The sequence below is a fragment of the Sphingobium sp. HDIP04 genome (genome assembly GCF_000445085.1).
Taxonomy (GTDB): domain Bacteria; phylum Pseudomonadota; class Alphaproteobacteria; order Sphingomonadales; family Sphingomonadaceae; genus Sphingobium; species Sphingobium indicum.
The window spans coordinates 63947-79564 of the sequence record NZ_ATDO01000141.1; the positions used below are offsets into that span (position 1 = coordinate 63947).

Here is a 15618-nt window from a genome sequence, read left to right on the forward strand (position 1 = left end):
CGTAAATGGCTGTTTTTCTGTGATATGCTCCGCTCGTACGGAGTATGCGGGATTTCACCGCATATCAACAATCCGATGGTAGAGTTGATGGTGTCCATCACTCCCTGATCGGGAGATAGCATCATGGCGCTTTCCGCAGTGGCGATCAAAGCCGCATGATTTTGATTGCCCAATGCAGACCGTCCCATTCTGGCGGCTGTCGACCAGATACCGCCATCCCCACTCAGACCGGAAACCGCAGCTATTGGCAAAAACGGTCGCCGCAAAATGATCATTCGGATGATCGCCGCGCCATGTCGATCAAAGCCTTGAAAGCGGCCGAGGGATTTCGTCTGGTCGGATAATAGAGACATAATGGCGCGATTGGCGGCGTCCAGTCTTCCAGGACTCGAACCATGCGCCCGGCCTGGATGTCTTCCCGGACGTCGGCCTCCATGAAATAGCCGATGCCGACATCATCGAGGACGGCGATGCGCGCCAGGCTTGCCTCGTCCAGCGTGATGGGACCGGCAACATCGATCTGAACGGGCTGACCGTTCTTCTCAAAATGCCAGCGATGCAGCGCCCCATTCGGCAAGCGGACGCGAATGCATGAGTGACGAAGCAGGTCCGGAGGCGTGCGGGGCTTGTCGTTGACCTTGAAGTAGGAAGGCGATGCAACCACGGCAAAGCTGCGCGGAGGCCCGACGGGAATGGCGATCATGTCGGTCGGCACAAGGTTCGCGGTTCGCAAGCCAAGATCAAACCCCTCGGCGACGATGTCCACGATCCGGCCTTCGGTGACAAGGTCGATGTGAACCTTGGGATAGTGTCGCAGGAACTTCAACAATAGCGGACTGAGGATCTCCCGTGCGCCCGTGGCGAAAGCATTGATCCGCAGAGTGCCGGAGGGCGTTTCCTGCTGCGACCGGGCGGCTCCCATCGCTTCGTGAAGAGTGCTCACGGCAGGCCCCACCTGTTCGACGAAATTTCGGCCGGCATCGGTGAGGGACACGCTGCGGGTCGTGCGATTGAACAATCGGACGCCAAGCCGCCCTTCCAGCTTGGCGATGGCATTGCTCAGCGCGGTGGTTGAAAGCCCCAGTTCCAGAGCCGCAACGCGAAACGACCCCCGCCGCGCTATGGCGAGGACCGCATCAAATTCAACCAGGCCGTGCTTTGACATTGTCCCGCCTTTCGCAACGTCACATGCCGGTTTGGTCCGATTATCACAAGCATTGCTCGACGCTAAATTTCCCTTGTCACCGCAAGGAGCCGAGCAATGTCGATCGAACTGCCCAAGCCCATCGCCGACTATGTCGCGGCCAATGCACGGCTCGATGCCGATGCCATGCTCAAGCCATTCGCCGCCGACGCGGTTTTCCTGGACAACGGAAAGCGCTTCGAAGGCCACGACGAGATCCGCAAACTGTTCGAGGAGGAAGTCATCGCCGTGAAGGCCGTCTTCATGCCGGAGGCGATCCGCCGCGAGGACGGTCAGGTCGTCGTCGAAGGGCCCGCCCATGGCGACTTCCCCGGCAGTCCCATTCGCTTCACCTATCGTTTCACGCTCGAAACCGATGCCATCAAGGCATTGGAGGTCACGGCATGACGATCAGGGCCGATCCGACCGAGTTCGCGGGAAAGCGCGTGCTTGTGAGCGGTGGCACCAAGGGTGCGGGCCGCGCTACGGTGGATCGGTTCCTGGCCGGAGGCGCGCGGGTCGTCACCGCCGCGCGCGGAACGCCGGAGCCGATCGATGGGGTCGAGTTCGTCCAGGCCGACCTCACGACTGCGGAAGGCGGTAAAGCGCTGGCGGACGCCGCGCTCGAACGGCTCGGCGGCATCGACATTCTCGCCCACGTCATCGGCGGTTCGTCCACTCCGGGGGGCGGCTTCGTCGCCCTGACCGACGAACACTGGCTTTCGGAGTTGAACCTCAACCTTCTGGCGACCGTTCGGCTCGATCGCCTGCTGGTCCCGAAGATGATCGAACAGGGCGCTGGCGCCGTGGTGCATGTCACCTCCATCCAGTCTGTCCTGCCATTGCCGGAGTCGACCACAGCCTATGCCGCTGCCAAGGCCGCGCTCAGGACCTACAGCAAATCGCTGTCCAAGGAACTGGGGCCGAGGGGTGTGCGGGTCAATGTCGTGTCCCCCGGCTGGATCATGACCGACTCGACGGTCCACTTCCTGGAACGCCTCCAGCAGGTGAATGGCGGCACGATCGAGGATGCGAGGCAGTCGGTCCTCGATGCCCTTGGCGGCATTCCGATCGGGCGCGGGGCCGAACCTTCCGAGGTCGCGGACCTCATCGCCTATCTGGCCTCGGATCGCGCCGGCGCGATCCACGGCGCCGAATTCGTCATCGATGGCGGCACGATCAGAACCGTGTGAGGCCAATCACAAAATCGGCTCCGGCTTGCTTTGACGATGGATGCGGCCGCCGCGGCCTGCTCGCAATGATCAAGCTGCGGCGGCGGGCGCCAGGCCAAGTCCTGCAGCATGAACCGATCACCCAAGCGATTTGGCGATCGGCGCATAGAGCGCATATCGAGCTCTTCGAAATGCACGGTCCCCAGCAAGCCCAGCCGATCCGGGCGAGCGATTTCGGCATCACGCACTTCGCGCTCTACACCGACGACATCGCATCGGTCGAGCGCTTCGAGAAGGCTGGAGGCACGCCCCTCACCGCGCCGCGCGCTATCCCCTATGCCACCGAAAGAGGTTCCGGAAACAAGGTCTGCTATTGCCGCATGCCGTGGGGCACGACGATGGAGTTCATCACCACGCCGGACCGCATGGCCTACCATGACCAGACCGATCTGCGCAGGTGGCAGGACGAGGACTGAGCAGGGCGGGAAGAGGGATGGTACCACCCGACTTGAGGAGTGAAGCGCATGTGGCAAATCCCGAAATTCGCTCGGCTGAGAGCGCCGACATCGCGGACATTATGGCGAACTTCAACGAACATCGGCGGCCTGAGGAAGCCTTATTTTCCGCAGAAAACCGCGCATTTCGGCGGTTGACTATGAAAGCTGACGGATGGGTAAATGGGCGGGAGGGAGTCTAACTCATTTCATATGTAGTTGATATATGGGAATATTTTATGATCTCAAAATTCATCCCCCACATTTTCCCCCACACATTCTCAAAGTGTCCCTTCATTTTACCGGCTGCGGAGATTCGTGACGGTAGCGAGGCTGCCCGCTCGCGCGCTTCCCAAATAGCGCTGTAGCGGGCGGGCAGTCTTGCGGGCGGTGTCTGATGCCCTCGATACTGGACACGACCGGAATGTGTGAGACACTGCCACATCAAAAGGATTCGACATATTCCGATACGATAGCCAACTGCGCCGCATGGACACAACTGCGGCTGACAAGATCAAGCTCCACCTAGACGCACTCGCGGCAAAGGCGTTGAGCGCCTTCAAACGGCAGATGCTCCACATACATGCGGGTGGGGATTATCGTGAGTTCGTCCCAGAGTTTATGGTCAATGACATGGTGCGGGCTGCCGAGAGCAGCGCCAGCCAGTTGCTTGCCGATGCTGTGTCTCGAGTCTCAGGCATATCGACGGCACCGGCCAGTTTCACGATGATTGATATGGCAATGAACGCTTACCTTTCCGACCTGCAAGGCGTGGTGGAGCAGGGGCGTGGCGTTCCACTGCATCCTGCCATGCTCAAAGTGGCTGGCGAACGGTTTGATGATGTTCGCCAGAGGCTGATCAGGCATCTCGACAATCATCGCCCCAGCTTTGTCGAGTCAAAGAATAAGGGCGGTCGCCCGCCAACATGGGATTGGGAAGGTGCGCTGATCCATGTCACGGCCATAGCCAATACACCAGACGGGCTGCCTTCAGAGCGAGGGGCGCAGGCGCGGATTGAGGAAATCATCCATGACTGGTTCATTCAGGCCGGTGGCGATGCGCCTGCCGACAGTGAAATCCGCAAACGGGCCAGCGCGATAATGAAAGCGCTGAAAACCAGTTTCCGGCCCTTACCAGCCGACACGCTCCCGGATTCGTAGTCAACCGCCCCTGCCCACGGAAAGCGGACGCATGAAAGTGTTAGCTGATGGGCTGGGAACCAAGTCTATGAATGAACCCTATCTGTGTTCCGTCTCCGATGCCGCAAGGATGTTGGGGGTCGGACGAACCAAACTGTATGACATGATCGCCAAGGGCGAAATCCTGTCCATGCAAATCGGCACGAGGCGGCTGGTCAAGGTGGCCAGCATTCGGGCGCTGATCGAGCGCCTGACTGGCGGTGCCGCATGAGCGATGCCAGCCACAATGAATGGGCCGGTGCTGCGTCAACAGCAACCGGCCCGGAAGATGCCAAAGCTGCGAACCCGGCATCACTGTCTAACCCGGACCAGCCGATGACGCCAGATGAGATGCAGGCAGATGCGGCGAGCGTCGATGCTGCGGGACTGCTGAACCGCATTCACGCATTTACACGCCGTTTCATCTGCTACCCCTCGGACCATGCAAGCACCTCACATGTCCTGTGGATCGCTCACACACATCTGATGGAGGCATGGTTTTCGACGCCCCGCCTTGCGGTGCTGTCGCCGGAGCCAGGAAGCGGAAAGTCGCGGGTGTTAGAGATTACAGCCATGCTGGTTCCAAACCCGCTGCTGTCGGTAAACTCGTCTGCGGCGTACATTCTGTGGAAGGTCTCCGATCAAGCGAACCGGCCAACGATCCTGTATGATGAAATCGACACGATCTTTGGCCCTGCCGCTAGGGGCAACGAAGACCTACGGGGGATGGTCAATGCAGGCTATCGCCGTGGTGCCGTGGTGGGCCGCTGCAATACGGAACGCGGCAAGGTGCAGCCCGTTGAACTGGCTACATATGCGGCGGTCGCAATGGGTGGCCTTGGCAACCTGCCCGACACTATCATGAGCCGGTCGATCATTGTCCGAATGCGGAAGCGGGCGGCTGGCGAAAAGGCCGAACCTTTCCAGCCCCGTATTCATGAGCTTCAAGCAGAAGCCCTGCGGATCGAACTGGCCGAATGGGCGGCCAGCATCGCCGGTCTGGCGGAAATGGCACAACCGGCCATGCCGGACTGTATTACCGACCGGAATGCCGATGTGTGGGGACCGCTGTTCGCGGTGGCCGATCTGGCAGGTGGTACATGGCCCGAAGCGGTGAGGATGGCTGCTACGGATGCCGTGCTGTCAGCGAAAGCCAGCGAGCGTCCTTCTTTGGGCGCTCAACTGTTGGCGGATATTCATGCCTGCTTCGGCAATGCTGATCGGATCACCACCGTCGATCTGCTGGACAGGTTGCTGGACGACGACGAAGCGCCTTGGGGCGATCTGCGTGGCAGGAAGATCGACGCCCGCAAACTGGCCGAGATGCTGCGTGAATATGGCATCCGGTCGTCCACGATCCGTATGCCCAATGGTCAGACGCCCAAGGGCTATAAGCGCGAAGCATTTCATGATGCATGGAAGCGCTACCTGCCTGCGTCACTAGCACGCACAACAAGCGCAACATCCGACACCGATCCTGCCAACGCCAATGAAACCGGGGATGGCACTGTGTCGGAGTATAACATGCCTGTGGCGTGTGGCGGCAAAAGCGGCTGAGCCACGGACGATGAGGCCTGAAAACCATTGGTATTCGGCCAAGTTGCCCATGTGTCGTCAGTGGCGGCAAATCCCGGAGAGTGGTCGGGAAGTTGACTCGGCCACTCCCCAAATGGCCCCGAAGCGGGGCGGGAGCCAAGAAGTTGGACATTCTCACGGACAACCCCATGCAACCGGCCAATCTGGCCAATGCCTCTCGTTGTGGTGCCAGAACACGGTCAGGGGCCGAATGTCGGTCCCCGGCCGTCAGGGGAAAACGGCGATGCAGGATGCATGGTGGGAATAGCTGCGGTGCGCCGAAGGGAAATCGCAACGCATGGAAGCATGGCGATCGCTCGGCACAAACGGAAGCTGAATTGAAGTTGGTAAGGGCGGCTAACCGGATGCTCCGGCTGCTGACAAATTCCAGCAATAGCCGGAAGCTGCCGCGAACTGACTGGTAGCCAGTCTGCCTATCGGACGTTCATACCGAACCCGCCCCCAAGGGCTGGGTCCGGCACTTCACTCCCCGAAAATACTATCGGGAAGATATTCGATAGCCTGAGCGTAGAGCGTGGCATTGGCCTCGGAGTCGGCGCAGAAGTCCAGAACCTCTCGGTTTGAACGAGCCACGTCGATACGGGCTTCTCGGAGCAGCGTGTCGCGGAAGGTCTTGCGATGGATCGCATGACGGTCGCGCTGATCGGTGGCAGCAGATTCCACGAAGCGGCTGGCCATGTCGATGCCGCCGCTAACGGTGGTGACGGTCTTGCTGACCATACCGGCGGTGTCGGTGATGGTGCCAAGAATGGCACCGAAAGTCATGCGGGTGGTAGCCATGAGGTAAGCCCTCCATTGAGCCGGACAATATCATCCAAACAGGCCGGAGGCCCGTATAATGGGGGGCACCCCGTATTTTATATTCCCGGACACCGGGGGGTATCTATATATTGGGGGTGCCACATGGTGACGCCCCTGCCGCCAGACGTTGCGATGAAAAATTTCCCTATGCGCGGCTACGCCGCGAACGACCGGAAGGGGTGGATTGGAGACGGTCAGCTTTAGATCGAAAAATTCCGAAAGCAGATTCAAATCCCGTGCGGCCATACTATCTGGCCGACTGTTCCGAGCAGCAGCAGCACTATCAAAAGTGCAATCAGTGACGCCACCGCCCAAAATCTGAATGGTTCGTCCATCCGTTGGCCAGACAATGTGATCCCAAGATACGGCCATTCCATTTTGCCGTTTCTGAAGCCCGTGATGAACAGCCAAATGAACAACACAGTGACGCTTCCGGTGATGATCGGCCCATAGATGTTCTCACTCATGTGATGCAAACTGCATCCTGAATGGGATAGAAGCAATGTCTGCTTGTGGTGATGACACCACAGCCATCCAATGGCTGACTTTGGTCGTCTGCCGCTGGGCAGTTTTCGAATCCTGAATCGGACCAGCAGGTTATCGACCGCTTGGAGTGATTCGCGGGGTGGGAACGGCGATGGCGGGTGGATAGCGGAATGGCAGCTTCTGGCTAAATTCTTTACGAAGCGGCTTTCCCGGATACGCCAACGTTGCGGCCGTTGAATGAACCGATAGGATGCTCTCAAAAGCGGATCGGCGTATCGAGGGCAAAACACTATGAAAACTAGGGAATGTTTCATCGCTTTTGTGGCGATGATGTTTTGTATGCCATCGGTAGCTTTTGCAGGCATCGGCAATGGAGAGCGAATTTTTTTGAGCCGCTGCGCGATATGCCACGGCAGAGATCTTAGAGGGACGGGAATTTTGGCCAAAAAAACCAATCCTCCCGCAACTGATTTTAGAACACCCCATTTCAAGAAGCGTCTGCATGATTACCCGGGCGTCATCGTATCATCCGTAATACTTCAACCTAATGGCGATTTAATTCCGCGAACCTTGCGAGAAAACGGTGTGCGTTTGCCGTCTTTTGCATGGACGGTTAAGGATTTTCGCGATCTGAATGAGTATATGAGTTTGATGATATCAAAAGCTAAATGACCGCTCCCCAACCTATGTTACGTTGGACCGCAGCTGACGGATCGTTGTTGGCGCCGGTCGTTGACCAAATCCGACCCCGCTGAGCGACCGCTTCCGGATTGCGCCGAATACGACTGAATTGACCATGGTTGGTCGTTCAGCGCCTATCGAACGCGACGGTTTCGCTTGCCGTAAAAGCCGGACTAGCGACGGCTTCATACCAATCAGCACGAAAGCCTGGCAGCGCCGACAGATGCGCAATCAGATCATCCCAGCCTTTGGCTTCCTCATTGAATGACGAAACACGACCAGCCACTTCGACATCGCAGCAGATCAGGTCAGTCGTAATCTCGTCCCGCTTGTAGAATACGACACTACCAATATCTGCCAGCGGCAGTTGTGCTATGACGGCGGGTGTTATCATCATCGCGGCATGTTGCCCTGCGGAACGAACGTCTGCAATCAGGAACCTGCAAAGCATTCCTAGACGACAATTTCTGGTCGCCTGCCGCTGGGCGGCTTTCCAATCTCGAACCGGACCAGCAGGTTATCGGCGGCGCAGCGTGGTTCGGGGGGTGGCAACGACGATGGCGGGTGGGAAGGGGACTGTCGGGTTCTGAGCAGCCTTGGGCAGTTAGCTGCCGTTTCCGATCTGCTCGTATTGCAATCCGATTGGGAGATCTGCCGTCGCCTTCAAGCGCCCCCCTCCAAGGTAAACCAGATAGCAGTTACCAGCGCCTGAAAACCTCCTTGAAAATTCGCTGCTGGGACATGCCGAAGCGAGACGAGCTATTCCCGCTACCGACCATCCATAATCGCGTCCCCCATCCTTGATCCGAAGCCCACGGATTTCCTGTATCCAATGCGCTCTTGCAAAAGACATCGCGAATCCAGCTTTGATGGGAAACGGTGCAGACCAGTAATTATAGTCCTGATGCAGATATCGGACCGAGATCGGCCCTTGGGCACGATTATCAACAACAGTGGGCCATGCGTCGCACGCGGTTAGAGCCAGAGCGATGCCAAGGATGAAAAACGTCCGCATAAAGGCTGTGCATGATTGTTTGTCGCTGTCCACAAATGGTCGATTGCTGCCCGTCACATACCTGCGCCCCATATAGCGAATGCCGCATACCCAGCCATAAGCGTCAGTGCGACTAACCGTCCGGTATGCATCCAGAACAATAATGGCTCCTTACGCCGGGTTGGAGAAAGGCCGTATGAAGGCATAATACCCGTCGCCAAGCCCCGGACGAGAAGAACAGCAAACAGAACGGCAAAAGCCAAAGGGAAAATTGATGCGCTCATGACGACCGATTATGGCTGCTCGCTGCGCGGCTCACAATGTCTGCATATGGTCGTTTGCTGCCGGTGCGGCTGCGTCCACGCCTTCGATGCAGGAAGTATTTCCGCTCTCCTTTCCCTTCGGCTGGGGGGCCGCTCGGGAGCGAAGGCTGCTCATCGGCCCGCAGCGAAGCGGAGGGGCCGATAGGGCAAAGCCGGGAGCGGAGAGCGGACGGCCAGCCGAAGAAATAAACCGCCATCTCCTTATCCCTTCAATAATAATGTAGGGGTAGGTGGTTGAGAGATTTCCGCCTCTGGTTCCCATTCTGGCGCACGGCGTGCCCAGCCTCTTCCACTCCTGCCCCACCGCGCCTGCGGCGCGTGGGTTGTGCGGACGGCTGGAACACGCCGAAGGCGGTTCAATGCGGGGCTTTGATGGGGCGGGAGATGAGGAACGCCCCGCGCAGCTTCTTGATCTCCCATGCGATGGCAGCAGCAGCGATCAGGTTCACCAACGCATGAAACTCTTTACTCATGGTGATGACGAAAACGGGATTATATAACAGGGCGATGAAGGCGAACGCCCACGCCCACGAACTCGGCTTGCGGATGAAATACAGGGCAGCGAGATAGCCCATATATCCTGTCACCAGCAGGCGGAGCAGTTGGTAATAGCCGTAGGGCATATCAGCCACGGCCAGAATGCTGAGAGCCGCAATCGACCAGCCCAGCCAATGGGGCGGGAATCCCTGCTGGGTTATCTTCTCTCTTCTTGGTTCCCCAAGGCCGACAGGCCTTTCCGGCTCGACATGTGGCGTGATCGCGGGCGACGATACAGATGGTGCTCTTGCGGCCATTGGCTCTGCCCGCTGGCTGCCCGAATCAGAAGGCGCGGCCTTGCACAAAGAAATGGCGTGCGCCTTCCCGTCCGCCTTCACGTGGCCGACATGGGAAAAGCCGAGCCTGCGCAGCTTCCGCGTTCGTAGCGCATTACCGAACAGTCCAAACAGTATCCGGATTGTGAGTAGGACGGAGGACACAGCCAGCACCACAAGCCGGGTCGGCTCGTCGTAACGGTCATAGGGATCGACATACCCGTTGGTATTGTTCCCGGTGATGCTGAAAACGAGGTCTATGGGCAGCAGCAGAAAGGCCGCAAGCCATAGCCCGCTGAACAACGCCCATATCGATCCGAAGAAGAATGCTGGCCAGCACCAGCCTTGCTTGACGGCCGTGTAATCGCCGTCATCGTTTGAGAACACGTTGAATGATCGCATATCTCCCCCTTTCATGGCGGCGCCTGCGGAGCAGACGCAAGGAAAACACTCATAGGTGTGATTATGGTAAAATGCATCGTAAAAGCGGGATTCACACTTATACGATGTGGTGATGATGAAGGGAGGTCGCCAACCACATTTGCGTGGAAGTCGATCCCGATCTTGTCCCGTTAGGTGAGGCTGTCCGGCAGTTCAGGAAGGCGCGTGGCCTGACCCAAGAAGATTTGTCCGGGCTAACCGAACTGCACCGCAATCATATAGGCGGGATCGAACGCGGCGAACGTAACATTACCATCAAGACAATGCTGGCCTTGGCTCGTGCATTGGACGTACAGCCTGCGGAATTGTTTTCGAAATATCGCATTTCGGCGGCCACCCGACCTTAGTCGAGGGAACCTTAGTTCGCCGCCGATTGAGGGCCGCACGATCAAGGTTAAAGCAGCGGTTATTTGTTGAGCCACTGACACGTTGTCCATCCTGTGATCGCGGCGATAATGTTCATCATGTTAGAGGCAAACAGTAATCTGGCTATATTCTGCTCGCAGACAAGAATGTGACATTTGTCAATCAGCCGCGCTCATAATACGATGCCTGAGGGCGGCTCGTTGGCGGACAGGGTTTGGTCGGCGGAGGTCCGAATCGCCTGTTCGATCAGATTCAATAAACTAGCTACACCTGCCCATTGCCGAATGTGGGGCGGTCAAGTTATGAGCGGGCGCAAGGAATGCGCCACGGGTCCGACGTCTCTTGTCGGTATGGCCCATGCCTTATGCGAAGATACGACTAAAATCGGGGGACATATGGCTGGATTGTTGGACGGCGCGGGCGGCGGCGCAAGCAACTTGCCAAACCGGCTCTACTACGGCGACAATCTCGACATAATGCAGAACAAACTTGGTCTTGAAAGCGTTGATCTGATTTACCTTGATCCACCGTTCAAGTCCGACACCAATTATAACTTAATGTATCGCAATCTGACCGGTAAACCAGTGCCAGAACAGGTTCATGCGTTCGCCGATACGTGGGAATTCGACGCCGAAAAGGAAAGAATTGCACGCGAGATACCTACGCTCATGATCCAACAGGGCATTGACCCTGATGCTGTGCAGTTTTGGACGCTTTGGGTTGATGCACTTAGAAAAACCAATCGCGAACTACTCGCCTATCTAATTTATATGCAGATTGACCCGCATGACCTCCTCCAGCGCGGGTAGCTCGACCGTGCCGAGCCGTTGCGGTCGGACAAGGCCGACATTGTTGATCACGCCGTCGAAGCGAAAGCGAGCGGTAAGATCCTTCAGGGCGTCATCGGTCGCCTGCATGTCGGCGAGGTCGACGGAAAGAAGCACGCCGGGAAAGTCTGGCGTAGCATTGCGTGCAAGGCCGACGACCTGATGGCCGTCGCATGTCAGCCGACGCGCGAGCGCCAGGCCGATGCCCTTGCTGGCGCCGGTGATGAGGAAGGTTCGAGACATCGGGCACCCCGTCAAGAGAGGCCCCGGCCGCAATCGCGGCCGGGGTCAATGTTCAGGCAGCGACGCTCGCGGCGCGACGGAGCGCCGGAAGCATGTCCTCGGGCTCGGGGCGGCGGGTATAGTCCGGGTTCACCTCGGCGTAGAGGATCGTACCGTCCTGGGCGATGACGAAACGGCCGGGCATCGGCAGTGTCCAGCTCGGATCACCGTTGAACGCAGGCAAATCGTTCTTCAGGCTTTTGTAGAGGTCGACCAGATAGGCGGGCAGCTCGAAGCGCAGGCCGAAGGCGGCCGCGACGTCGTTTCGGGCGTCGGACAGGATCGGAAAGCCCAGTTCATTCTGACGCACCGACTTGCGACTGTTCACCGCGGTCTGGGGCGAGATCGCGATGAGTTTGGCGCCAAGCTTCTCGAACTCGGGGAGCGCCGCCTGGAGCGCCTGTAGCTCCATATTGCAATAAGGGCACCACACCCCGCGATAGAAGCTCACAACAAGCGGCCCCTTGGCGAGGAGGTCCTCTGACGAGACGGGATTGCCGTCCGGATCGTTCAGCGTGAACGATGGCGCCTTGTCGCCGGCCTTGAGCGCGCGGGTGGCGGCGCCACTGGCGATCAGTTCGGCGGTTGCGCGGTGCATCGTTTCGATGACGGCCCGCGGAACATTGTATGGCGGCTTGCCCGCTTCAAAATCGGTCTTAAAGGCGTCGAGCTTGGCTTGAAGTGTCATGTCATGTCTCCTTTGATCCTGAAGGCGTGAGAGACAGATGCCTCTATCCCATATGTCTCCCGCTCGCAACCGCTCCCGTAGCTGGGACAAGGCGCATAGTTCATAGGCGGCGCGATCGACGATGCCGTCCCGCAGGACGAACGGCCGCCATGCGGAGGGCACAAAGCGCAGCGGCACGCGATCAGGCAAGCGCCGTTTGCCGGTCCGGTATAGCTCCGCGATGATGGTAAGCGCCGACAGGAGTCCCTGCACCGCACCGGCGCCGCGAAATTCGAAGGTGTTGAGACCTGCATTCCCCAAGTGGCGTGTCGTTTGAGGTGAAGATCGCCTGTATCCGAGCGCTAGACAAGGATTTTCTGCCGCAAGCGGCACCTGCGGTCGCGCAGACTGCTGGATCTGGACGGATCAGACCGCGAAGCCGCTGTTTCCTTGCCCAGGGGCGGCGTTTTTCAGCGCAGCGGACAGATCTGTCCAGCCGCTTTCGTTCAGTTTGAGCGTGGATCGCGATCATGCGCATAGCGGTGGCGCTCGCAATCGGCGGATAGCGGCGAGGATGGCGCGTACCATCGTGCCGGTGACAGCGACCTCGGCCAGCTGGAAGGTGATGGTGCGGGCGTGACGGACCACACGTGCCCCGATCTTGATCAGCTTCAGTTGCAGGCTGGTCAACGACCAGTCGGCCATGGCCTCGGGCAGCTCGATGCAGCGCAAGAAGGTGGCCAGGTTGTACGCCAGGGCGTGCAGTTGCAGCCGCACCTCATTGTCGCGGAACTTCCGGCACGACAGCCGCGTCCAGCGAAAGGCGTATTTGCCCTCTTTGATGTGCTGCTCGGCGGTGCCGCGCTGGTTGTAGAACCGCACCACCCAGTCCGGCTCCATCGGCAGGTTGGTGACGATGAAGCCGACACGCGGGAACAGTTCGCCCGGATGCCATTCGATCTTGGCGATCACCCGGCGTTCCTTGTCCCAGGACGCCGCCTGATACTCGAATTCCTCGAAGAACCGCTTGACCTTGGTCAGTGACGGCCGCCCGACAGGGCGCGTTAGCCGATGCGCGATCTTGTCCTTGAGGACCGCGTTTGCGGGCAGCCGGATGGCGTAGAAGAACCGCGCTTCTTCCAATCGCTCATAGATCGCCGGGATCGCGTAGGCAGCATCGGCCCGGAAGAACCTGCCACCAAGGTCGCGCTCCGCGTAGCGCGCAATGACGGGGTCGAGAACATCACGCCAGCCATCGGCGCTGTGGACGTTGCCATGGCGCAGGGCGCAGCGTTCCAGCATCCCGAACTGGTTGAACAGAAAGTTGGGGTGATAGCAGCTACAGTCGAAATGGCCATTCCAGGCGGACCCTTCCTGGTCGCCATGGGTCGGGCTGACCGAGCTGTCCATGTCCAGAACGATGTACTTCAGCCCGTTACGGTCATGGAACCGGTCGATCCATTGCCCGTTCAGGTCGGCCAGCGCGGCACGGTTCCCGGCCAGAGCCAGCGTCTCGGTCTCGAACCGTCCCATCTGCGATGCCGAGGCCGCTTGTGCATCGACCGCTCTGCCGCCGACAACTTGGCGCATGACCGGATCGCAGGCGAGACGGTTGGCGTCGTTGACATCCTCGTATCCGGCCAGCCGCCCAAAGACTGATTGCCGGAACAGGCCGTCGAGCCGATGGACCGTGTTCTTGCCAGAGCGAGTATCGCGCAGCGCCGCTGACGCCAAATCGGACAACCCGAGCGCGTCATCAAGCTCGCGCATCACCAGAAGGCCGCCGTCGGAACTGAGCTGCGTGCCGCGAAATTCCAGCCGCACGCGAGGGTCGAAATCCACCCGATCTGCCCGTTGCAAGCCCGCACCCTCTGGGTGATCCATGAAACGCGCCCCTCGCAGCCTTCAACACCATGTTTTATATAGGAAATATAATGGTCAGGACAGCGAAATCAGCGCCTTACTTGGGAAATGTGGGTTATATGGTGCAGCGAATGCTCTTCATGAAAAGCATTTTGAAACGGACCGGTTCGATTTATCTTCACTGCGACCCGACAGCGAGCCATTATATCAAAGTTATGATGGACGCGATTTTCGGGCATGACAATTTTCGGAATGAAATCATTTGGAAGCGTACTGGATCACATGGGGGATCAAAGCGGTGGGGTCCGGTCCACGATGTCATATTATTTTACACTAAATCATCGAAATACACTTGGAACCGGGTTTTTCAAGAATATGAAAAGTCATACCTTGACGATTTCTACCGCTTTAGTGATGGTAAGGGTCGTTATAGACTAGTCACTTTGACAGGGGCGGGCGTTCGTACGGGAGATTCTGGAAAGCCATGGCGCAATGTTGATCCCACCGCTTCTGGCAGACATTGGGCGGTTCCAATTAAGTCGCTTCAACGTGCATATCCAGACCATGATTTCGCCGGGCTATCAACTCAGGAAAAGCTGGATTTGCTTGATAAGGCTGGCCTTGTGTATTGGCCCCCGCGAGGAAGTGTTCCACAACAAAAGAGATATGCCGATGAGAATCCTGGGGTGCCTGTTCAAGACATTGTGACGGACATCGGACCAGTTTCATCGCAAGCAAATGAACGCCTCGGCTACCCCACGCAAAAACCCGTGCCGTTGCTTGACCGGATCATTCAGGCATCCAGCAACCCCGGCGACGTAGTGTTCGATCCATTCTGCGGTTGCGGAACGACGATCTATTCTGCCGTAAAGAACGAAAGAAGGTGGATTGGATGCGACATTGCTATTTTACCAATACAAATGGTCACAACGCAACTCGCTGAGCGCCATCGCTTGGTCCAAGGAATTCATTTCGAAGTAGATGGTGTTCCAATTAGCGTCGAACAGGCTCGGCATCTCTTTGATAGAAACCCTTATCAATTTCAACAATGGTTTGTTGAACGTGTTGGTGGATTTCCGATGCAGAAGAAGGTTGCGGATCGCGGCATTGACGGTCGCCTATACTTCCAAACAAATATGAAATTGGAACAGATTATTCTTTCGGTGAAGGGTGGCAAGTTAAAGCCCACCGACGTTCGCGACTTACGGGGTGTCATGGAACGCGAAAAGTGTCCGATTGCTGGTTTCCTTTGTCTCAACGAACCTACGAAAGCCATGCGACAAGAAGCCGAAGATGCGGGCGAATATGAATATATGGGCATCCCATACAAGCGGCTTCAACTGCTGAGCGCGACCGACGTTTTGGAGCGGGGGATGACATTCCATACGCCTACGAAGGTCAGCACGAAGTTCGCGACGGGCCAAGGTTCATTGGCATTGATGTAGCACAAT

19 protein-coding genes and 1 pseudogene are annotated in these 15618 nt (G+C 58.0%); 11 read left to right on the forward strand and 9 right to left on the reverse strand.

All coding sequences use genetic code 11. The features are described from left to right. Positions 1-271: 271 nt before the first annotated feature. On the reverse strand, positions 272-1165 hold the full coding sequence (locus L286_RS45970; RefSeq protein ID WP_020818007.1) for a LysR family transcriptional regulator: 894 nt from the start codon (positions 1163-1165) through the stop codon (positions 272-274). A gap of 96 nt (positions 1166-1261) precedes the next feature. Here L286_RS45970 and L286_RS45975 point away from each other — a divergent pair, with 96 nt between their 5' ends. The 7 genes from L286_RS45975 (at position 1262) to L286_RS49870 (ending at position 6028) form a co-directional block, all read left to right on the forward strand. Then, entirely contained in the window at positions 1262-1591 is a 330-nt protein-coding gene (locus tag L286_RS45975; protein WP_007687936.1) for a nuclear transport factor 2 family protein, read from the forward strand. Next, the gene (locus L286_RS45980) at positions 1588-2376 is read left to right on the forward strand and encodes an SDR family oxidoreductase (protein WP_020818006.1); all 789 of its coding nucleotides are present in this window, start codon (positions 1588-1590) and stop codon (positions 2374-2376) included. Before L286_RS45975 ends, L286_RS45980 begins: the two co-directional genes overlap by 4 nt. A 170-nt stretch (positions 2377-2546) precedes the next feature. Beyond that, on the forward strand, positions 2547-2831 hold the full coding sequence (locus L286_RS45985; protein ID WP_235181734.1) for a glyoxalase/bleomycin resistance/dioxygenase family protein: 285 nt from the start codon (positions 2547-2549) through the stop codon (positions 2829-2831). 507 nt (positions 2832-3338) lie between these two features. After that, positions 3339-4010 carry a hypothetical protein gene (locus L286_RS45990; protein WP_020818004.1) on the forward strand — a complete coding sequence of 224 codons (672 nt, stop codon included), beginning with the start codon at positions 3339-3341 and terminating at the stop codon, positions 4008-4010. A gap of 67 nt (positions 4011-4077) precedes the next feature. Then, entirely contained in the window at positions 4078-4260 is a 183-nt protein-coding gene (locus L286_RS45995) for a helix-turn-helix domain-containing protein (RefSeq protein WP_007687920.1), read from the forward strand. Continuing rightward, entirely contained in the window at positions 4257-5585 is a 1329-nt protein-coding gene (locus L286_RS46000) for a DUF3631 domain-containing protein (protein WP_235181735.1), read from the forward strand. The genes L286_RS45995 and L286_RS46000 overlap by 4 nt, the downstream gene beginning before the upstream one ends. A 167-nt stretch (positions 5586-5752) precedes the next feature. Beyond that, positions 5753-6028, forward strand: coding sequence for an HGGxSTG domain-containing protein (locus L286_RS49870; RefSeq protein WP_084498568.1), 276 nt, complete (start codon positions 5753-5755; stop codon positions 6026-6028). A 58-nt stretch (positions 6029-6086) separates the two neighbouring features. Here the strand turns inward: L286_RS49870 and L286_RS46005 are convergent, their stop codons facing one another. Next, entirely contained in the window at positions 6087-6404 is a 318-nt protein-coding gene (locus L286_RS46005; RefSeq protein WP_020818002.1) for a hypothetical protein, read from the reverse strand. A gap of 248 nt (positions 6405-6652) precedes the next feature. Next, positions 6653-6892, reverse strand: coding sequence for a hypothetical protein (locus L286_RS46010; protein ID WP_020818001.1), 240 nt, complete (start codon positions 6890-6892; stop codon positions 6653-6655). Between the two features lie 310 nt (positions 6893-7202). On the opposite strand from L286_RS46010, the gene L286_RS48160 reads away from it, so the two are divergent. Then, positions 7203-7583 carry a cytochrome c gene (locus L286_RS48160; RefSeq protein ID WP_084498569.1) on the forward strand — a complete coding sequence of 127 codons (381 nt, stop codon included), beginning with the start codon at positions 7203-7205 and terminating at the stop codon, positions 7581-7583. Positions 7584-7719: 136 nt separating this feature from the next. Here the strand turns inward: L286_RS48160 and L286_RS46015 are convergent, their stop codons facing one another. Then, complete coding sequence (locus tag L286_RS46015; RefSeq protein WP_021224033.1) at positions 7720-7989, reverse strand: hypothetical protein; 270 nt, start codon at positions 7987-7989, stop codon at positions 7720-7722. Positions 7990-9265: 1276 nt separating this feature from the next. Further along, on the reverse strand, positions 9266-10123 hold the full coding sequence (locus tag L286_RS46020) for a DUF2628 domain-containing protein (protein WP_020818781.1): 858 nt from the start codon (positions 10121-10123) through the stop codon (positions 9266-9268). Between the two features lie 143 nt (positions 10124-10266). Between L286_RS46020 and L286_RS48165 the strand changes: the two genes are divergently transcribed. Beyond that, the gene (locus L286_RS48165; protein ID WP_084498570.1) at positions 10267-10509 is read left to right on the forward strand and encodes a helix-turn-helix domain-containing protein; all 243 of its coding nucleotides are present in this window, start codon (positions 10267-10269) and stop codon (positions 10507-10509) included. A gap of 321 nt (positions 10510-10830) precedes the next feature. Continuing rightward, positions 10831-11337 (forward strand): hypothetical protein, encoded by a 507-nt coding sequence (locus tag L286_RS0125075; protein WP_152520580.1) that lies wholly within the window; start codon positions 10831-10833, stop codon positions 11335-11337. Here the strand turns inward: L286_RS0125075 and L286_RS46025 are convergent. From L286_RS46025 to L286_RS46030, 4 genes and pseudogenes are all read right to left on the reverse strand, one after another. Next, positions 11290-11598 (reverse strand): SDR family NAD(P)-dependent oxidoreductase, encoded by a 309-nt coding sequence (locus L286_RS46025; RefSeq protein WP_020818751.1) that lies wholly within the window; start codon positions 11596-11598, stop codon positions 11290-11292. The genes L286_RS0125075 and L286_RS46025 overlap by 48 nt on opposite strands. Positions 11599-11650: 52 nt before the next feature. Next, positions 11651-12325, reverse strand: a complete 675-nt coding sequence (locus L286_RS0125080; RefSeq protein ID WP_020818750.1) for a peroxiredoxin-like family protein — start codon at positions 12323-12325, stop codon at positions 11651-11653. A 48-nt stretch (positions 12326-12373) separates the two neighbouring features. Beyond that, positions 12374-12610, reverse strand: a pseudogene (locus tag L286_RS49715) (hypothetical protein); the annotation flags it as partial. A 222-nt stretch (positions 12611-12832) separates the two neighbouring features. Then, complete coding sequence (locus L286_RS46030; RefSeq protein ID WP_006473457.1) at positions 12833-14188, reverse strand: IS1380-like element IS1247 family transposase; 1356 nt, start codon at positions 14186-14188, stop codon at positions 12833-12835. A 50-nt stretch (positions 14189-14238) separates the two neighbouring features. Between L286_RS46030 and L286_RS48170 the strand changes: the two genes are divergently transcribed. Then, a complete protein-coding gene (locus L286_RS48170; protein ID WP_125445829.1) occupies positions 14239-15612 on the forward strand; it encodes a site-specific DNA-methyltransferase in 1374 nt (457 codons plus the stop codon). Positions 15613-15618 lie beyond the last annotated feature (6 nt).

Coding starts and splice junctions, on each gene's coding strand:
- L286_RS45970 (WP_020818007.1), bottom strand. CDS start 1,165: ATGTCAAAGCACGGCCTGGTTGAATTTGATGCGGTCCTCGCCATAGCG.
- L286_RS45975 (WP_007687936.1), top strand. CDS start 1,262: ATGTCGATCGAACTGCCCAAGCCCATCGCCGACTATGTCGCGGCCAAT.
- L286_RS45980 (WP_020818006.1), top strand. CDS start 1,588: ATGACGATCAGGGCCGATCCGACCGAGTTCGCGGGAAAGCGCGTGCTT.
- L286_RS45985 (WP_235181734.1), top strand. CDS start 2,547: ATGCACGGTCCCCAGCAAGCCCAGCCGATCCGGGCGAGCGATTTCGGC.
- L286_RS45990 (WP_020818004.1), top strand. CDS start 3,339: ATGGACACAACTGCGGCTGACAAGATCAAGCTCCACCTAGACGCACTC.
- L286_RS45995 (WP_007687920.1), top strand. CDS start 4,078: ATGAATGAACCCTATCTGTGTTCCGTCTCCGATGCCGCAAGGATGTTG.
- L286_RS46000 (WP_235181735.1), top strand. CDS start 4,257: ATGAGCGATGCCAGCCACAATGAATGGGCCGGTGCTGCGTCAACAGCA.
- L286_RS49870 (WP_084498568.1), top strand. CDS start 5,753: ATGCAACCGGCCAATCTGGCCAATGCCTCTCGTTGTGGTGCCAGAACA.
- L286_RS46005 (WP_020818002.1), bottom strand. CDS start 6,404: ATGGCTACCACCCGCATGACTTTCGGTGCCATTCTTGGCACCATCACC.
- L286_RS46010 (WP_020818001.1), bottom strand. CDS start 6,892: ATGAGTGAGAACATCTATGGGCCGATCATCACCGGAAGCGTCACTGTG.
- L286_RS48160 (WP_084498569.1), top strand. CDS start 7,203: ATGAAAACTAGGGAATGTTTCATCGCTTTTGTGGCGATGATGTTTTGT.
- L286_RS46015 (WP_021224033.1), bottom strand. CDS start 7,989: ATGATGATAACACCCGCCGTCATAGCACAACTGCCGCTGGCAGATATT.
- L286_RS46020 (WP_020818781.1), bottom strand. CDS start 10,123: ATGCGATCATTCAACGTGTTCTCAAACGATGACGGCGATTACACGGCC.
- L286_RS0125075 (WP_152520580.1), top strand. CDS start 10,831: ATGAGCGGGCGCAAGGAATGCGCCACGGGTCCGACGTCTCTTGTCGGT.
- L286_RS46025 (WP_020818751.1), bottom strand. CDS start 11,598: ATGTCTCGAACCTTCCTCATCACCGGCGCCAGCAAGGGCATCGGCCTG.
- L286_RS0125080 (WP_020818750.1), bottom strand. CDS start 12,325: ATGACACTTCAAGCCAAGCTCGACGCCTTTAAGACCGATTTTGAAGCG.
- L286_RS46030 (WP_006473457.1), bottom strand. CDS start 14,188: ATGGATCACCCAGAGGGTGCGGGCTTGCAACGGGCAGATCGGGTGGAT.
- L286_RS48170 (WP_125445829.1), top strand. CDS start 14,239: ATGGTCAGGACAGCGAAATCAGCGCCTTACTTGGGAAATGTGGGTTAT.